Genomic DNA, 18276 nt, shown 5'->3' on the forward strand with positions numbered 1-18276 from the left:
TATTAGTAATTTAATCATTATTACTTATTAGCAATTTGTAAATTACTTACTATCGCGTTAATTAACCATAAAACCAATAACACACACCGATTGCCGCACTAATACCGGCCATATCCGCAGCAAGGCCACAACTGAGCGCATGACGTCCATTACGAATACCGACAGAACCAAAGTATACCGCTAACACATAAAATGTGGTTTCCGTGCTTCCTTGTAAAATGGCCGCTAAACGCCCCGCAAAAGAATCAACGCCATGATGGTCCATGGTTTCTAACATCATAGCCCGCGCACCAGAACCACTAAAAGGTTTCATAAACGCGGTGGGCATAGCATCAATAAAGCGTGTATCCCAGCCTAAACCACTCACCACGGATGCTAACATCTGTAGCGCATAATCTAATGCGCCAGAAGCCCTCAATACGCCAATGGCCAGTAACATTGCAATAAGGTATGGAATTAAGGTTATCGCCTGATTAAAGCCTTGTTTTGCTCCCTCGACAAACTCATCATAAACGGCAATTTTTCGATAACCCGCCGCAAGGATAAAACTGAATATCAAGATGAGCAAAATACCATTGCCAAGCACCATCGACATTTGACCGATGGCATCTGCTGACAAGGTCACTAAATAAGCGATACCAGCCATTAATGAGCCGATAATAAGCCCTGCATACGCTAAAATAACACTGTTAAACAGTGAGATTTTTTGCACAATGGCAACCACTAATAATCCCACTATTGTTGATGCACTAGTTGCCAATAGGATTGGTAAAAACACATCTGCAGGGTTGGCCGCCCCTTGCTGGGCACGATATAAAAAAACGGTAACAGGTACCAATGTCACCGAAGACGTATTTAACACCAAAAACAAAATCTGCGCATTTGTCGCGACCGTTTTAACCGGATTTAAACTCTGTAAATCGTGCATCGCTTTTAAGCCTAAAGGCGTTGCTGCGTTGTCTAATCCTAAAATATTCGCAGTTAAATTCATGCTAATACTGCCATACGCCACGTGGCCACGAGGCACTTCTGGCATGAGTTTAGACAGCAATGGCTCAAATACACGTGCAAATAGCCCGACGACTCCGGCCTTTTCGCCAACCTGCATTAAGCCCATCCATAAAGCCAATACCCCAATTAACCCGAGTGAAATATCGGCAGCAAGCTTAGCGCTGGCAAATAATGCCGTAACCGACTCACTTAACACCTCAGTGTTGCCACCAATCAATTGAATAACAATTGAAAGTGCTGCGACAATAAAAAATAAAAGCCAAACCCTATTTAGCACACATAACTCCATGACTCAGTGGTGAGTTTTTGTTTAATATACAGTAATCATTGCGAAACGGGGGCAACAATTCCGTGGTATGATCAGGCTAATTCCGCAATAAATAATGTAACGTAGCTAATATGGTCCAACTAAACCCAAACTTTATCAGTCACATCGAAAAAGAATTGCCCGCTCATCTGTCTATGGATGATTTTATCGCCATTTGCGATATTCCACTGCGCAAATCAATCAGGGTTAATACGTTAAAAATAACGACCCCAGCATTTGTTGAGATAATGACTCAGGCGGGTTGGCAATTACAGCCAATTCCATGGTGTGATGACGGTTTTTGGATTGAAGGTAAAGATGATGTGCAGCTGGGTAACGCCATCGAACATATCCAAGGCTTGTTTTATATTCAAGAAGCCAGTTCGATGTTACCGCCTACAGCCTTATTTGCTGACAATACCTCTGCAGAATTAGTCTTAGATGTCGCTTCAGCACCAGGGTCTAAAACCACGCAAATAGCAGCCTTAATGCAAAATAATGGCTTGCTAGTAGCTAATGAATATTCTGCAAGCCGCGTAAAAGTGCTCCATGCCAATGTACTGCGGATGGGCGCGAGCCATACTGCTCTGACTCATTTTGACGGCCGCGTATTTGGCGAATATTTATTTGAATCGTTTGACGCTATTTTATTAGATGCACCTTGCGGTGGTGAAGGTACGGTTCGTAAAGATCCACTGGCATTAAAGCATTGGGACATCGAAGACGTTACAGCCATTAGTGAAACCCAAAAAGCATTGATCAAATCTGCTTTTTTGGCATTAAAACCAGGTGGCACGCTAGTCTATTCAACTTGTACGTTAAGCCAGTTAGAAAACCAACACATCTGTCAGTATTTGCAGCAGACTTATCCTGATGCCGTTGAGTTTGTCTCACTGAAAAATCTGTTTGATGGCGCAAACAAAGCCTGTACTGAAGAAGGATTTTTGCATGTTTGGCCGCAAATTTACGACAGTGAAGGCTTCTTTGTTGCAAAAATGCGTAAAACGAAATCGGTTGAACGCATAAAAAAACAGCCGAAGTTACAAAAAAACTTTCCGTTCACTCTTGCTGGCGATAAGCAACAAGCAGAGTTAAGACAATACTTTAGCGATAGTTTTGCAATCGAACTCCCCGTAGATGACGTCATCATGCTGCGCGACGATGAATACTGGTTATTTCCAGCCATGTTTATGCCATTTATTGGCAAGATGCGCTTTCAGCGTATTGGACTTAAACTCGCAGATGTCATGAAAAAAGGCTATAAAGCCAAACACGAAGCCATTATTGCATTATCAAGCTCAGCGCAATACGCGCCTCGCACTGTTGCATTATCCGCGCCTCAGGCACAAGATTTTTTAATGGGCAGAGATATTGCAACAGATTCTTTTGCTGACACATTACAGCATCAATTAGCCATTACTGCCCACGGGGAAATGTTGGTGAGTTATCGCGACGTTGTGTTAGGCGTGGTTAAACATTTAGGCCATAGACTAAAAAATAATTTACCAAGAGAGTTAGTACGCGACAAAGTCAATTTAACCTTATAAGCATGTTGAATTATGAGACTCTTGGTACTGATATTGATGTAGATGTAGATGTAGATGTAGATGTAGATGTAGAAAATATTTTCACTACTGTTATGCAAAATAAATAAGCCTGACTATAATTTACTTTACAGTCCATTGAGAATTTGGCATTTCAATGTACCTAAGTAGAGCAAACCATTTATAAGTTCAACAACATGATGGTTATACCATACTCAGCCAATGAAATGCCTCAACAGTAGCGCAAGGCTCTTTATTGAGCCCTTCCCCTAGGCCCAAAACAATTGGATAGTTTTGGGTCTTTTTTTATCTGCCATAAATGACTAACGCCCAATCAATTTGGCAGCATCTTTAAACAAATTGAAAAAGTTATCTGTGGTGTACTGTGCTAATTCGTCAAATTTTTCCCCGCGAAGCTCAGCCACAAACTCAGCGACATCACGAACGTATGCTGGTTGATTTTCTTGACCACGATGTGGTACTGGAGCTAAATAAGGAGAGTCTGTTTCAACCAGTAACCTGTCTTTAGGCACCTGGCGGATAACACTCCGTAATTCCCCTGCATTTTTAAACGTTACAATCCCTGAAACTGAAATATAAAAGCCTAAGTCGATAGCCGCTTTGGCCATTTCCCAGTTTTCAGTAAAGCAATGTAACACGCCACCAACTTTGTCAGCATGACCAGCTTTAAGCATATTAATGGTGTCTTCTCGAGCATCTCGAGTATGGACAATTAATGGTTTATTCACTTCAACGGCTAAGGCAATTTGTTGCTCAAAACATTGCTGTTGCAACGTCTTAGTGTCATTAGAATAAAAGTAATCTAAACCGGTCTCACCAATGGCCACGACTCTTGGATCGGTCGCAAATCGTTTGATGTCTTCAATATTCAAGCCTTCTTGCACATCAAGTGGGTGTACACCAGAAGAGAGAAACACATTATTAAATGCAGCAACTTTATCGCGCATGGCTTCAAAGCCTTGCTGACGAACGTTAACACATAATAAATAGTCAACACCTTGAGCTTTGGCGTTATCCATAATGGTGTGAAGGCTTTCAGTATCAGGAGCCGCTTTTAAGCGGTCGAGGTGACAATGGGAATCAATTAACATGGGTATTCTTTCACAACGATGTCAGTAACTAAATCAGATGCGCAAGAATACCTAGCTACATGGTGCAGGTCAAATCACTCGAAGACAGTTCGCTTGATAAAAGTTTTTCAATATGGTGTTTATGACTTTCTACATCCGACTTTATTTTCACACCAATACCCGCAGGACGCCCACCTGAAGCACCTATCGGGTTAATCCACACCACTGCGCCTTTAAATTCATTGGCTTGCGTTGCATTTGGCAAACGGTATGAGATTGTTAGCTCTTGGCCTAAAAAATGGCTTTCTGTGGTCGCAATGAATAAGCCTGCCGGTTTAATAAACGGCATATAAGCACGATAAAGTTTGTGTAATGTATCGTAGTTAACTACAAGATCAACCATATATGAATGCATTCTTTTCGTAAAATGTTGATATAAAACCTAGCTAATCAATGTGTTAATTGTTTATAAGCTAGGACATATTGTTGACACAACGCCTGAGTATTCACACTAGGCATTGTTTCCAGCTTTTGGCACATTTGCATTATACGTCCAGCAAGCTCTAATAATTTAGCTTGCACTAACGGGTTCAATTGCTGCGAGTCACTCACTTGCATTTGTAATTGAACCTTACTATTACTTTTTAACACATATTGGCGTAAGTACAAATACAAAACATTAAGTGCATCAACAATTTGTTGTTCAGACAAGCTCAAAAGGCTATGACATAAATGTCCCGTTTTTAAACTCTGAGCCCAATCTTGGCGATACGCCAGCAACTGTTGATAATGTTTACTGCGTAAACTACTGGCCAAGGATAAAGGACCACCCACTACGTTAATACACCAGGTTACATCATGAATTTTGCCTTGTGCATTTGGCGCGGGTAATAAATCTTGCTCTGCCAGCCATTGTTGAATATCGGCTTTTTGTGGTGAGATAAATGCCAACGTTTGGCAACGGCTGGTTATCGTGGGTAATAACTGTGATTTACGATTAGTTTGTAAAATCAGCACCACGCCTTCACCGGGCTCTTCTAAGGTTTTTAACAGGGCATTGGCGGCAGCAATGTTTAATCGCTCAGCATGAGTGATGACAGCCACTCTTGCCCCACCTTGCTGTGCTGTTTGCGTCAAGGCCTGGCAAAGTTGACGGATTTGATCAACTTTAATTTGATTTCCGTCTGGCTCTATAATGTGCAAATCAGGGTGTGTACCCGAATGCAGTAGCAAACAACTCTTACACTGACCGCACGCCCCTACTGGCGATAATTGTTGGCATAACACCGTTTGTGCACAAGCATTGGCAAGCACAATACCGCCCAGGGCATTGTCGACATTCAGTAAATGAGCATGGCTGCTTTTACCGCGATAATGCACATCAACAAAACCTTGATGGGCATCAGCTAACCACGGCAATTGTGCCAGTTGATAATCGCTCATTTCAGCATATTCCTTATCAATATCCGCTAGTTTTTATTGTGCAATAAAGGTAAACGCTGTAGCAATTGACTGCGAATATCTTGATGGACTTTATCCATACTTTGGCTTGCGTCAATGACCACAATAGAGTCGTCTTGGGATGCGAGCTGCAAATAGGTTTGCCTTGCTCGTTCAAAAAAATCGATAGCTTGTTGCTCAATTCTGTCTAACTCGCCACGATTGGCCGCCCGAGTTAACCCCAGTTTTGGGTCGATATCTAAATACAAAGTAAAATTTGGGGTAAAGCCAGCTAAACAAGCATCACTCACCGCTTTGACTAACGGCATTAACCCACGCCCGCCACCTTGATAAGCGAGCGATGATAAATTATGACGGTCACCTAACACCCATTGCCCTTTAGCAAGAGCTGGCTTAATCACATTAGCAATCAGTTGCGCGCGAGCGGCATAAATGAGTAAACACTCAGCCTCATCGCACAGAGGATCGGTTTCATCGGCAATTTTTACCAGATCGCGCATTTTTTCAGCCAATGGTGTACCACCAGGCTCACGAGTACACACAGGGGCTTGTCCGGTATACTGTTGGATTAAATCGTTAACTAATGCAATTGCGCTTGATTTCCCAGCCCCTTCAAGGCCTTCAATTACAATAAATTTTCCTGTTTGGCTCATCATTTTCTTTTTCTCTGAAATTCGTTTACTGCGCGGTTATGAGCTTTAAGAGTGGCTGAAAAAACATGACTACCATCATTACGCGACACAAAATATAAATAATCGACTTTAGCAGGATTGGCTGCGGCAAATAATGAGGCACGACTTGGCGCGGCGATAGGTGTTGGCGGTAAACCATCGATTTTATAAGTATTAAATGCAGTGGCTTCTCGTAAATCTTTACGGGTAATATTACCCTTGTAGCGCTCGCCCATACCATAAATCACTGTTGGGTCAGTTTGTAAACGCATGCCTTTTTTTAGGCGATTATTAAACACCGCAGAAACCCAATTTCGCTCTTCTGGCTTACCGGTTTCTTTTTCGATAATTGACGCAATGATCAGCAACTCGTAGGGAGACGTTAACTTAAGATCGTCATCTCGCCCGTCCCACGCTTGTTTAAGGCTCATTTGCATCATGTCATAACTACGTTGTAATACCGCTTGTACGTTGTCATCTGCATGATAATGAAACGTTTCAGGATAAAACTTACCTTCTGGTAACCCCGATGTGTCGCCATTGGCGATTAACACCTGGTTAAAGTCATCACTTCCTACCACCAAATGCTCGCTTCTGGCTAACGCTTGCTGCCATTCTTTAATGGATTTACCTTCGATAAGTGTGACAGTAAATACTGCCTCTTGACCTAAACGTAATCGTTTAAACACACTCTCTAACGTATCCCCCGGGATTAATTGATAATACCCTGTTTTGATACTGGCTAATTTAGGCTCAAGTTTCACCAGATACTTCACCTTCCAACTGTCAACAATCAACCCTTGTTGTTCAAGTTGTTGCGCAAGTTTAATCACAGACGTGCCAGCAGCTACATTTAGAGGTTGTAATTCAGTGATTGGTAATGGCTGCTTTTGAAATGCAATTAAGTCTGTAGCAAACCAATATCCGCTGATACACAGCACGGCAAATAACGGTATTAAACTTGCCAGTAATCGAGTTGTTATTGTTTTTTTCATGATGATAAGTTTACACTCAGAACGTGCCTGAATCGCGATGTGTGCGTCCAACGGCTAAATTGAAATTGGTCAATGGTGTTAACATCTACAACACCAAATAAACTGTTTGTAATAAAAATATGCTCAGCGCTGCAAATATCGTCATATTGCATCGCCTGTGCGGTAACCGAAACGCCCTCTTGTAACAGCCGGTCTATCATTTGTTCACGCATGACACCACTCACACCAGCATGGCTTATTGCAGGTGTAAAAGCCTTGCCTTGTTTTATAGCAAAAATATTCGCCATCGAAGATTCAATCACCCAGCCATCAGTGTCACACACCAACCAATCTTCGGTGTTAGCGATTAAGGGTTGTGATTTTATCAATACTTGCTCAAGCCTATTAAGGTGTTTAATCCCTGCTAATAAAGGCTGTCGTGCAAGAGAAATAGGTGATGATGCCAGTGCGATACCGTGTTGTTGCCAGTGTTGATAATGTTCTGGAATAGCATGTACTGAAACCACTTCGGTGACATTGGCCATATCAGGTGCTTGATAACCTCGCCCACCGACACCGCGAGTGAGTAGAAGCTTGATACAGTGGTCCGGATACGTGGCGGCTAATAAACTGAGTTGATCGACAAGTGGCTGACTTGCTTGCCATTGAATCCCAATTCGCTGACAGCTTTGTTGCAAGCGTTGCAGGTGAGAGTCCAAAAACAAAACCGCCGCTGCCTGATGGGCAGAAGCGGTACGCATTGTCGCAAAAACACCATCACCATAGGCCAGTCCTCGGTCAAAAGGGCTGATGGAGCCTTGTTTTACTTGGTTAACCCAAACCAGCGCCATTATTTGTCCTGGCTGATCCGGCTAGCCACGGCTTCTTGCTGATCTTTATATTTGGCACTCTTACGAGTGTTATAAGGACGCGCAACTGCGGAGCTTAAGCGTTCAAAATTAAGAGCGCCAATGGTCATTCCAGGACGTAATGCTAAGGGTAACTTACCACTGTTATAGCATTCTAAAACAATTTTACCTTGCCAACCCGGGTCAATACGGTGCGCGGTTACATGCACCATTAACCCTAAACGCGCTAAAGATGAGCGACCGTCTAACCAACCGACAATATCTGCCGGTAGTGTGACGTTTTCTAACGTCACCGCCAGAGCCAGTTCACCAGGATGGAGGAAAAAGGCTTCATTTTCAGCAATTTCAATTTTGTCACTCATCACACGGTCAAGTGCTAATTGCATTTCTGCACTAGGGCCACTTAAATCGATGTAAGGGGCTGTATGGTCTTTAAATACGCGAAACTGGCTACCTAAACGCACATCAACACTGACACCAGAGATGGCCTCAATACTAGGGCGCGGCTCGATAACAATGGTGCCATTATCTAAACACTGTTCAATTTCAATATCAGTTAAACGCATGCAACACCCTCTCCTTGGTACGGTTACTTAGCTAATAAATGTTGAATTCTAGCTTTTAAAATATCAGTCGCTATCCGGTTTTTACCGCCACGAGGTACGATAATATCAGCGTATTGTTTTGATGGCTCAATAAACTGTAAAAACATAGGACGTACGGTACGCTTATATTGAGAGATCACCGATTCCATCGTTCGGCCACGCTCAGCAACATCACGGGTTAACCGACGTAAGAAACAAATGTCCAGGGGTGTATCCATAAACACGCTAGCGTCCATCAATTCACGTAACTTAGGATCGGTTAATAGCAAAATGCCTTCCAAAATAATCACTTTTTTAGGCTGCATCGCGAGTGTTTCGCTAGTGCGAGTATGCTCTGTGTAACTATAACAAGGGATATTAACGGCTTCACCTTGTTTAAGTTGGGTTAAATGTGTCGCTAATAACTGATGGTCTAACGCTTTTGGATGGTCATAGTTTGTTTTAACCCGTTCATCCATGGTCATATGACTTTGATCACGATAGTAGGCATCTTCGTTTATCACACCAATTTGGTTTGTGCCTAAGTCTCTGCACAACTCTTCAAAAATAGTTTTGGCGATTAAACTTTTACCCGACGCCGACGCACCGGCAATCCCAATAATGACACACTGCTGAGAATTCATCTCTTAACCTTACTCGTCGTCTGATATGCTAATTTTTACGGTTGATGTAACTTGTTGAAGTGCTAATTCCGCCCCTAATTTGCGGGCGATTTCGCGATATATCCCTGACACTTCACTTTCTGGCTCACTGATTACACTGGGTGTGCCGTTGTCCATAGATTCACGAATATTGATATGCAGTGGCAATGAGCCCAGTAAAGGCACATTGTATTTTTCGGCGATTTGGCTGCCACCATGAGTACCAAATGGGTGCTCTTTATGACCACATTCAGGGCAAAGGTGAAAACTCATGTTCTCGATAATACCCAATACCGGAATATTGACTTTACCAAACATGGTAATGCCTTTTTTAGCGTCTGCTAAGGCAATATCTTGTGGGGTCGTGACAATAACAGCGCCACTCACAGGGACTTTTTGCGATAACGTTAATTGAATGTCACCGGTTCCTGGTGGCATATCGATAATTAAATAATCAAGTTCTGGCCATTGTGTTTCATTTAGCAATTGCGCTAACGCACCCGCAGCCATTGGGCCGCGCCATACCGCGGCTTCATCACCACTGAGCATAAATCCAATCGATTGTGCTGAAATGCCGTGAGCTAATGCCGCGGTCATGTGCTTACCGTCTGGAGACTGTGGTCTGAAATTTGGTATGCCTAGCATTAACGGAATTGAAGGGCCGTAGATGTCGGCGTCAAGAATGCCCACTTCAGCGCCTTCAGCCTTTAGCGCTAATGCTAAATTGACTGCTGTGGTTGATTTACCTACACCACCTTTACCAGATGCAATCGCAATCACTTGTTTTACATTTGGAATAGGAGCGATAGAGGGTAAAGCTGAGTAAACTCGAGGCTGGAAATCAATTTCGCATTCCACTTCATCAATGGCATCTAACACCGCTAAACGGTTCGTTATGGCCATCACGGTATCGCGATATTGGGTCATGCAAGGATAAGGATAAACTAAGCTGAGCTGTAAACGTTTTCCTGATATTGATAGTGCGGTAACGCACTGTGCCGAAACTAAGCCTTTTTTCAAATAAGGATCAACAAAGGCCTCTAAAATATCTAACACTGGTGACAATAATTCATCACTTAATTGATAGTTTGTATGCGATTTAACCAAAACAATGGCTCCGAACATGAAATTTTTACAAGTGTATCAGAACTTGGTAAAAAAATAGTGATTAATACACTTTTTAAGTCATGTTTTGATGAAAAATGTCACTCAATCAGGTACGATTAAGCCATATTTTTGGTGTAATTTGATATAGAGACAAAATGACGACATCACAGCGAAAAATACTGGTCACAAGTGCCTTACCGTATGCCAATGGTCCGATCCATTTAGGTCACATGCTTGAATATATCCAAACGGATATCTGGTCGCGCTTCCAAAAGTTACGTGGACATGAATGTTATTACATCTGTGCCGATGACGCCCATGGTACGCCAATCATGCTGAAGGCTCAGCAGATGGGTATTACACCAGAAGAAATGATTGCTCAGGTGCAAAAAGAGCATGAACAAGATTTCGCTGATTTTAATATTCAATTTGATAATTTCCACAGCACTCACAGCGACGAAAACCGTGCGTTAGCCAACGATATTTATCTTAAGCTACGTGATGGCGGCTACATCAAAACCAAAACCATTTCGCAATTGTATGACCCTGAAAAAAACATGTTCTTACCAGACCGTTTCGTTAAAGGCACTTGCCCGAAATGTAAGTCTGAAGACCAATACGGCGACAACTGCGATAATTGCGGCGCAACCTACAGCACAACAGATTTGATTAATCCTAAATCAGCCGTATCGGGTGCAACACCGATTATGAAAGACACTGAACATTTCTTTTTTGACCTACCTGCATTTGAAGGCATGTTGAAAGAATGGATTCAATCGGGTTCATTACAGCAAGAAATGGCCAACAAACTGGGCGAATGGTTTGAGCAAGGCTTGCAACAATGGGACATCTCTCGTGATGCTCCTTACTTTGGTTTTGAAATACCCGATGCGCCAGGTAAGTTCTTTTACGTCTGGTTAGATGCGCCAATCGGTTACATGGGCTCGTTTAAAAACTTATGTGACAAACGTGACGATCTCAACTTCGATGATTTCTGGAGCCTTGATTCTACAGCTGAGGTTTATCACTTCATTGGTAAAGACATTGTTTACTTCCACAGCTTGTTCTGGCCAGCCATGCTAGAAGGTGCAGGAATTCGCAAGCCAACTAGCGTATATGCGCACGGTTATGTGACGGTAAACGGTTCAAAGATGTCAAAATCAAAAGGCACGTTCATTAAAGCACGTACTTATCTTGATAATTTAGATCCTGAATATTTACGTTATTACTATGCCGCTAAATTAAATAGCCGTATTGATGACTTAGATTTAAATCTAGAAGATTTTGCTCAGCGCGTTAACTCTGACCTAGTCGGAAAACTGGTTAACCTTGCCTCTCGTACCGCAGGTTTTATCAGTAAACGCTTTGACGGTAAGCTTGCTAACGTCGCTGACACGAGCCTAACCGAGACATTTTTAGCTAAAAAAGAAACCATTGCCGAGTTTTATGAAACCCGTGAATTTGGTAAAGCCATGCGTGAAATTATGGCATTAGCTGACATTGCAAACGGTTATGTTGCTGACGCCGCACCATGGCAGTTAGTTAAGCAAGACGACAAGCAAGAAGAAGCACATCAGGTTTGCAGTAATGCATTAAACTTGTTCCGTATATTGGTGACCTACCTTAAACCGGTGTTACCAAAACTGGCACAAGATGTTGAAGGTTTCTTACAACTGACTTTAACGTGGGAAAACCTAGCGCAAGATTTATCTGGTCATGAAATTGCGCCGTTTAAAGCCTTAATGCAACGTATTGAGATGAAAAGTATCGAAGCCATTATCGAAGCGTCTAAAGAAAACCTGCAAGTGACTCAAGCGCCAGCGCCGACACAAGCAGTTGATCAATTAGCGCAAGACCCTATTAGTCCTGAAATCACCTTCGATGACTTTGCAAAAATTGATTTGCGTATTGCCCGTATTAGCAAAGCTGAGCACATTGAAAAGGCAAATAAGCTACTGCGTCTAGAACTTGATTTAGGCGGCGAGACTAAACAAGTGTTTGCAGGGATTAAATCAGCCTACGCACCTGAAGATTTAGTCGGCAAGTTGACTGTGATGGTGGCTAACCTTGCTCCGCGCACTATGAAGTTTGGTGACTCTGAAGGCATGGTATTAGCAGCCGGACCTGGCGGTAAAGACCTGTTTATTTTAGAGCCACACGAAGGTGCACAACCGGGTATGCGCGTAAAATAGTATCATTGTGACCATAAAAAGTATGTTTGCTGTTTAGTCCTTATGATAGATATATTCGAGGACTAAACCGATAAATTAAAAAGACCGCTCCGGCGGTCTTTTTGTTAATTGGCTAAAGTGATTAGCTTATGAGATTGGTTAACCCGATATATACCCAATCAGCAATTGTAGATAGATGTGACAGATCAGACTCTGACTTAAGTGGTTGCTTGAGTATCGTTTTTAGTTTCAACATCGGTTATCACTTCAGCGGTATCATCATTGTGTAGATTTGCGATATCAGTATCATCTTGATGAGCAGCATTATCTTCATCCATGGCTTGTTTTAAGCGTTCTTCATACAACATAAATAACTTAATAAAGTCATTACTAAAACGCTCCCCTGCTGATTCTTTTAACCAAAAATCATAAAGACGCTTTGATGCTTCTTTTTCTACGCGTTTATAAGTAGCTTTGCGCCTCATGGCATATTCTTCGCTGTGCCCAAGTAACTGCAAAGACGATACACTCAGTTCGAGTGCAGAATGGTGCGTTTCTGACTCAACCACATCTGCCCCAGCCTCTTTAAGCAAGTGTCCATGCCCTCTGTCGAACGCTCTGGCGACAATTTTGAGTTTAGGATAACTATGATGCAAATATTTCACTAACTCTACACTGCTCTCACGGTTGTCAATCGCCACCACAAATAAAGAGGCATCTTCAATGCCCGCCGTTTTCAGCAAATCTGGGCGCGTGGCATCGCCGTAATAGGCTTTCGTATTGATCCGCCTGATGGTATCCACTTGTGATACCTGATAGTCCAGTACAACAGTTTTAATATTATTTGAAATTAGAAAGCGGTTTACCACTTGGCCAAAACGGCCAATACCGGCAATAATCACGGTACCCTCATCGTCTATATTATCTTGTTCACGTTGATTGGTTTTAACTTGAAAACGAGGGTAAATCACTTTATCAAATAAGATAAATAAGCCTGGGGTTAAAAACATCGACAAGGCAACGACGATAGATAACGTCTGTGCTAAGTCAGTTGGGATAACATGTTGCTGCACACTGAAGCTTAATAATACAAAACCAAACTCTCCAGCTTGCGCAAGGCTTAATGCAAACAACCATCGGTCACTGCCTTTAATTCTAAATATTAAGGCTAATACAAACAGCACGAGTGCTTTTATAAGCATCACACCTAACGTGATTAATATTATTTCGCCAAAATCAGCAAATAACACGGCAAAATCGATACCTGCGCCTACAGTGATAAAGAACAGTCCTAACAATAGACCTTTAAAAGGCCCAATATTGGCTTCTAACTCGTGTTTAAATTCACTGTTGGCTAATACAACACCCGCTAAGAATGTTCCCAAAGCCGGAGAAATCCCCACTAAGCTCATTAACGCCGCGATACCAATCACCAGCATTAATGCCGCAGCGGTAGATATTTCACGTGCGCCAGACTCTGCGACCATTTTAAACAGTGGCCGGCTCAGGTAATGTCCACCTAACACCACAACGGCAATAGCCAGTATCAGTACAATGGCATAAGCCCAACCCGGTAATGATGCCACCAAACTTAATTGTTCATGCTGCTCACTCAAATGACTTGCCGCAACCTGAGCTTTTTCGACTAATTCAGGTAATGCCAATAAGGGAATAAACGCCAGCATCGGAATAACGGCAATATCTTGGAACAGCAACACCGAAAAGGCATTTTTGCCCGCATGCGTTTTATTAAGACGTTTTTCTGACAGGGTTTGCAATACAATCGCTGTCGACGATAACGAAAAAATTAATCCTATTGAGAGTGCAATACTGGTTTGATAACCTGCATAAATCGCGCAGGCCATTACCGCAACCACTGAGCCACCGACTTGTAATCCTCCGAGGCCTAAAAGTCGATTACGCATCGCCCAAAGCATTTTCGGTTCAAGTTCTAAACCGACCAAAAATAACATCATCACGACACCAAATTCGGCAAAGTGTTGAATGGTATTGGTTTCATTGCCCACTAAACCGACTATCGGACCAATGACTACACCTGCAATTAAATAACCTAACACTGAGCCCAAACCAAGTTTATTGGCCAATGGAACGGCAATGACAGCCGCAGTTAAATATATAAAAGCCTGCAAAAAGTATTCAGTCATTAACGATCCTTATCAAACAAAGTATTACGTTGGGCAACTTAACAGCATTACATCACCACTAAACAGGATTAGTGATGTCGATGAAATGGTGGGTTAAATCAAACTTACTGGCTAAATGTTGACCCAATGCCTGAATGCCAAATTGTTCTGTTGCATGATGGCCTGCCGCAAAATAATGTATTCCTTGCTCCATCGCAGCATGGTAAGTACGCTCTGATACTTCTCCACTAATAAAGGCATCCACCCCCATTTGTGCGGCTTGATCAATATAATCTTGCGCTCCACCGGTACACCACGCCACTGTTGAAATAGGTTTGCTGTTATCGCCAATATGCAATGGTTCACGCTTAAGCACGTTATTAAGTAATTGGCAAAATTCACTTGCCGTAACAGGATGTTCTAGGTGTCCATGCCACAGTAAATCTTGCGCTATGGGTTCATATACTCGCGGGCTTAGAATCCCCAATTGATAAGCTAACTGAGCATTATTACCAATGCCATGATGCGCATCTAAGGGTAAATGATAACCAAATAAACTGATGTCGTTATCCATTAAAGCCTTAATACGGCGGTATTTCATCCCGGTAATAATTTCAGGCTCATTTTTCCAAAAAAAACCATGGTGAACCAAAATCGCATCAGCATTAACCGCAGTAGCTTGTTCTATCAGTGCCTGGCATGCCGTTACACCTGTCACGATGGTGCGAATAGTTGACTTACCTTGCACTTGTAAACCGTTGGGAGCGTAATCTTTAAAAGCAGAAATATTTAAAAAGCTGTCTAAATAGGCGGCTAAATCTTGGCGGGTGATCGCTGACTGACCTGGATAATGTGTGGACATAATATTCCTATAAAATTGAGACATCGTCGTTTCAAAACATCTTAATGACACCGCACATAAAAATAGCGATGTAGACAAAAAAACAGTATTAATTTTGAGAAAAATGCATAGCTATATTGTATATCCGCAATCGGGGGTTGTGTTACTCATGCTCGAGCATTTCAACTATTTCAGTGATAAATGCTGATAATTCCTACTTTTTGAGCATTAAACCGACAACTAAAGTCACATATTGGACTTTTGTAGTGTTAACACTTTAAAATTAGTCACAACCTTCATTTAACATGATAACAAATAGGTTATTAACTATGACAACATTGACTAAAGAAGAGGTCATCAGCCAACTGCAACTTGCCCTTGAAAAACAATCAGGCAAAGCAGTATCGATTGAGCAAGCTGGTAGCTGGTATAAAATTGACGGCGCTAAATCGGTTCGCTTTAGCGAGCTTGAAAGCATGCATGCAGAACACTGTGCAACACATGTTATTGCAGCTGTAAAACCTGCTACTCAAATCCAAGCTGCAGTAAAAAAACAACCCAGTAAAAAAGCGAAAACAACATCAGGTGGATTGACCCCTAAACAGTTGTGGCGCTTAAAGCTTGAAACGACGGCAGGTAGTCAAACATTACCGCGTGGATTCTAATTATTTACGAGGTAAACGTTACCTGTAAATAAGAATCAAAACAAAAGGAGCCGCGGCTCCTTTTGTTTTCGTTTACGTTAATACCTCTGCAATCACAGTGTTCACTGCAGGTTATAGGATGTAACTCTCTGCTACATCACTACATCGCTAAATCGACACGAACGTAACCGGTTAAATAAACGACCCTCACCTCATCACCGGCATTGAAACTCATGCTAGGGTCAAGGTCTTGGATTACCATCACTTGGTTGCCATCTTCTTGGGTTATCATTAATTCTACTAATTTATTTTCTAGATAATAAGCTGAACGCCCATGCTGACTGCCTAAACCGCCGCCAATAAGCGCGCCCAGAACTGTCGCAACATCTTGGCCAGAACCGCCACCAAATTGATGACCAATCACACCACCAATTAAGGCACCGCCAAAGGTTTTCCAACCACTGTGGCTGTCTTCTACCAATTGTTTTTCGCTCACATGCCTAACACTTTCAATTGTGCCATACAGGACTTTCTCAACAGGAACGGCTTGATTACGCTCGTAGGCTGCTTGTGCCTGGCTATTAAATAAGCAAAATGTCAGCAATACTGCAAAAATGCTCTTTCCTGTGACGGTTATGATTTTAAACATCGCTATTTTCCGCTAAGTTAACGACAAGGTATGCCAATTAATATACTCAATTGTGAACTCACTGTCTTATTTAAATGAATCTATAAGCTTTCCGTCGCCAAAGCATGCACTCACTGATCCTAATGGTTTATTGGCCATAGGTGGTGACTTGCAACCGAAGCGTTTACAACAAGCTTATTACCAGGGTATTTTTCCGTGGTTTAACGCACAAGACCCTATTCTATGGTGGTCTCCAGATCCTCGCGCCGTATTTATACCGACACATCCTTTTGGCAGTAAAAGTCTGCTTAAGTTCCTTAAAAAGTCGAGCTGGCGATACACTATCAATCATGCTTTTTTAGATGTATTAGCCGGCTGTGCTGCGCCGAGAAGTGCTCAAGATGGCACCTGGATTACAGCTGAAATCCAAATGGCCTATTATGAATTACACCTGCAAGGTAAAGCGCATTCAATTGAAGTGTGGGATGGTGAACAGCTTGTTGGCGGTTTGTATGGTATCCCCGTCGGAGGCATATTTTGCGGTGAATCTATGTTCTATCGGCAAACTAATGCATCAAAAGCGGCATTTGCTATACTCAATCAACACGTAGTTAAACATGATTTTCGTTTGATTGACGCGCAAGTCATGAACCCGCATTTAATCAGTTTAGGCGCCAAAGCCTTGCCTAGATGTGACTTTTTAACCTTATTACGCCAACATCGAGATCAGTCAATATCAGCGTCTATTTGGACTCCACAAGAGGTGTTAATTGAATTCTAAATCCGTCAACGTAGGCATAAGTCAGCCTTTTGATTGCAATTATATCGAAGGCAATAAAGAGCAGTTATTGATCATTCAAGAACCGCATATTGACGGGGCATTATTTGAACAATTACTGGGTATGGGCTTTCGACGAAATGGCAATTCAATTTATAAACCCCGCTGCCCAAGCTGTAATGCTTGCCAATCTATACGTCTAAATGTGCACGATTTTGTGCTTTCTAAACGTCAAAAAAGAACCTTAAAGAATAATCAAGATTTACATTGGAAAGTAAGCTACCAGACACGTCCTGAGCACTTTGAGCTTTATCAGCGATACATAACCGAACGCCACTACGATGGGCCTATGTTTCCGGCCTCACAGAGCCAGTATGACGACTTTTTACTGTCTGACTGGCTACCACCTATGTTTATCGAAGTCTTTGATAAGGACCAATTGATAGGGGTTGCTGTCACCGATAATATGGCGCATAGCTTCTCTGCAATTTACAGTTACTTTGATCCAGACTATGCCGACAGATCATTAGGATCCTTGATGATTTTAATTCAATGTCAATTAGCAAAATCGATGGGTAAACGATTTTTGTATTTAGGCTATCAAATTGATCAAAATCGGAAAATGCGTTACAAGCGTCAATATCGACCTTATCAAATATTAACACCACAAGGTTGGCAAATTGGCGAAGAACTTGAACCTCTTTCTTGTTAACGGCCTTTACAGTTAGGCGATTTTGGGGCATGATACGCCCGATTTTTCAAATTTGAAGGCTAATGGGATAACTTATT

The 18276-nt window shown here is 42.2% G+C and carries 18 protein-coding genes; 5 read left to right on the plus strand and 13 right to left on the minus strand.

All coding sequences use genetic code 11. The annotated features are described in order from the left end of the window. Positions 1–61 precede the first annotated feature (61 nt). Entirely contained in the window at positions 62–1288 is a 1227-nt protein-coding gene (locus AC19MV_RS06500) for a nucleoside recognition domain-containing protein (RefSeq protein ID WP_498306501.1), read from the minus strand. A 122-nt stretch (positions 1289–1410) separates the two neighbouring features. Between AC19MV_RS06500 and rsmF the strand changes: the two genes are divergently transcribed. Next, positions 1411–2865 (plus strand): 16S rRNA (cytosine(1407)-C(5))-methyltransferase RsmF, encoded by a 1455-nt coding sequence (rsmF, locus tag AC19MV_RS06505; RefSeq protein ID WP_498306503.1) that lies wholly within the window; start codon positions 1411–1413, stop codon positions 2863–2865. Positions 2866–3185: 320 nt separating this feature from the next. Here the strand turns inward: rsmF and AC19MV_RS06510 are convergent, their stop codons facing one another. Genes AC19MV_RS06510 through apbC form a run of 9 tightly spaced genes read right to left on the minus strand, consistent with a single transcriptional unit; the run spans position 3186 to position 10281 of the window. After that, positions 3186–3974, minus strand: coding sequence for a TatD family hydrolase (locus tag AC19MV_RS06510; RefSeq protein WP_498306505.1), 789 nt, complete (start codon positions 3972–3974; stop codon positions 3186–3188). Positions 3975–4029: 55 nt separating this feature from the next. Beyond that, entirely contained in the window at positions 4030–4356 is a 327-nt protein-coding gene (locus AC19MV_RS06515; protein WP_432400171.1) for a PilZ domain-containing protein, read from the minus strand. Positions 4357–4403: 47 nt separating this feature from the next. Then, positions 4404–5396, minus strand: a complete 993-nt coding sequence (gene holB / locus AC19MV_RS06520) for a DNA polymerase III subunit delta' (RefSeq protein WP_498306507.1) — start codon at positions 5394–5396, stop codon at positions 4404–4406. 26 nt (positions 5397–5422) lie between these two features. Beyond that, entirely contained in the window at positions 5423–6067 is a 645-nt protein-coding gene (tmk, locus tag AC19MV_RS06525; RefSeq protein WP_498306639.1) for a dTMP kinase, read from the minus strand. Further along, positions 6067–7080: an endolytic transglycosylase MltG gene (mltG, locus tag AC19MV_RS06530; RefSeq protein ID WP_432400169.1), complete on the minus strand. Its 1014-nt coding sequence runs from the start codon at positions 7078–7080 to the stop codon at positions 6067–6069. Before mltG ends, tmk begins: the two co-directional genes overlap by 1 nt. Continuing rightward, entirely contained in the window at positions 7077–7904 is an 828-nt protein-coding gene (gene pabC / locus AC19MV_RS06535; protein WP_498306641.1) for an aminodeoxychorismate lyase, read from the minus strand. Before pabC ends, mltG begins: the two co-directional genes overlap by 4 nt. A gap of 5 nt (positions 7905–7909) precedes the next feature. Beyond that, positions 7910–8494, minus strand: a complete 585-nt coding sequence (dcd, locus tag AC19MV_RS06540; RefSeq protein ID WP_432400168.1) for a dCTP deaminase — start codon at positions 8492–8494, stop codon at positions 7910–7912. Between the two features lie 23 nt (positions 8495–8517). Then, entirely contained in the window at positions 8518–9156 is a 639-nt protein-coding gene (gene udk / locus AC19MV_RS06545; protein WP_432400167.1) for a uridine kinase, read from the minus strand. Between the two features lie 9 nt (positions 9157–9165). After that, the gene (gene apbC, locus AC19MV_RS06550) at positions 9166–10281 is read right to left on the minus strand and encodes an iron-sulfur cluster carrier protein ApbC (RefSeq protein WP_498306509.1); all 1116 of its coding nucleotides are present in this window, start codon (positions 10279–10281) and stop codon (positions 9166–9168) included. Positions 10282–10436: 155 nt separating this feature from the next. On the opposite strand from apbC, the gene metG reads away from it, so the two are divergent. Next, positions 10437–12473, plus strand: a complete 2037-nt coding sequence (gene metG, locus AC19MV_RS06555) for a methionine--tRNA ligase (protein WP_498306511.1) — start codon at positions 10437–10439, stop codon at positions 12471–12473. A gap of 197 nt (positions 12474–12670) precedes the next feature. Here metG and AC19MV_RS06560 read toward each other — a convergent pair whose 3' ends face one another. Continuing rightward, positions 12671–14617 (minus strand): monovalent cation:proton antiporter-2 (CPA2) family protein, encoded by a 1947-nt coding sequence (locus tag AC19MV_RS06560; protein ID WP_498306513.1) that lies wholly within the window; start codon positions 14615–14617, stop codon positions 12671–12673. 58 nt (positions 14618–14675) lie between these two features. Beyond that, entirely contained in the window at positions 14676–15428 is a 753-nt protein-coding gene (locus tag AC19MV_RS06565; protein ID WP_498306643.1) for a Nif3-like dinuclear metal center hexameric protein, read from the minus strand. A gap of 338 nt (positions 15429–15766) precedes the next feature. Here AC19MV_RS06565 and AC19MV_RS06570 point away from each other — a divergent pair, with 338 nt between their 5' ends. Continuing rightward, a complete protein-coding gene (locus AC19MV_RS06570; protein ID WP_498306515.1) occupies positions 15767–16102 on the plus strand; it encodes a hypothetical protein in 336 nt (111 codons plus the stop codon). Positions 16103–16241: 139 nt separating this feature from the next. Here the strand turns inward: AC19MV_RS06570 and AC19MV_RS06575 are convergent, their stop codons facing one another. Continuing rightward, positions 16242–16730 carry an outer membrane lipoprotein gene (locus tag AC19MV_RS06575; RefSeq protein WP_498306517.1) on the minus strand — a complete coding sequence of 163 codons (489 nt, stop codon included), beginning with the start codon at positions 16728–16730 and terminating at the stop codon, positions 16242–16244. Positions 16731–16782: 52 nt separating this feature from the next. On the opposite strand from AC19MV_RS06575, the gene aat reads away from it, so the two are divergent. Both aat and AC19MV_RS06585 read left to right on the plus strand, forming a co-directional pair. Continuing rightward, on the plus strand, positions 16783–17490 hold the full coding sequence (gene aat, locus AC19MV_RS06580) for a leucyl/phenylalanyl-tRNA--protein transferase (RefSeq protein WP_498306518.1): 708 nt from the start codon (positions 16783–16785) through the stop codon (positions 17488–17490). After that, complete coding sequence (locus tag AC19MV_RS06585; RefSeq protein WP_498306520.1) at positions 17480–18199, plus strand: arginyltransferase; 720 nt, start codon at positions 17480–17482, stop codon at positions 18197–18199. The genes aat and AC19MV_RS06585 overlap by 11 nt, the downstream gene beginning before the upstream one ends. The last annotated feature ends 77 nt before the right edge of the window (positions 18200–18276 follow it).

It is taken from the genome of Shewanella sp. MF05913, assembly GCF_059758095.1.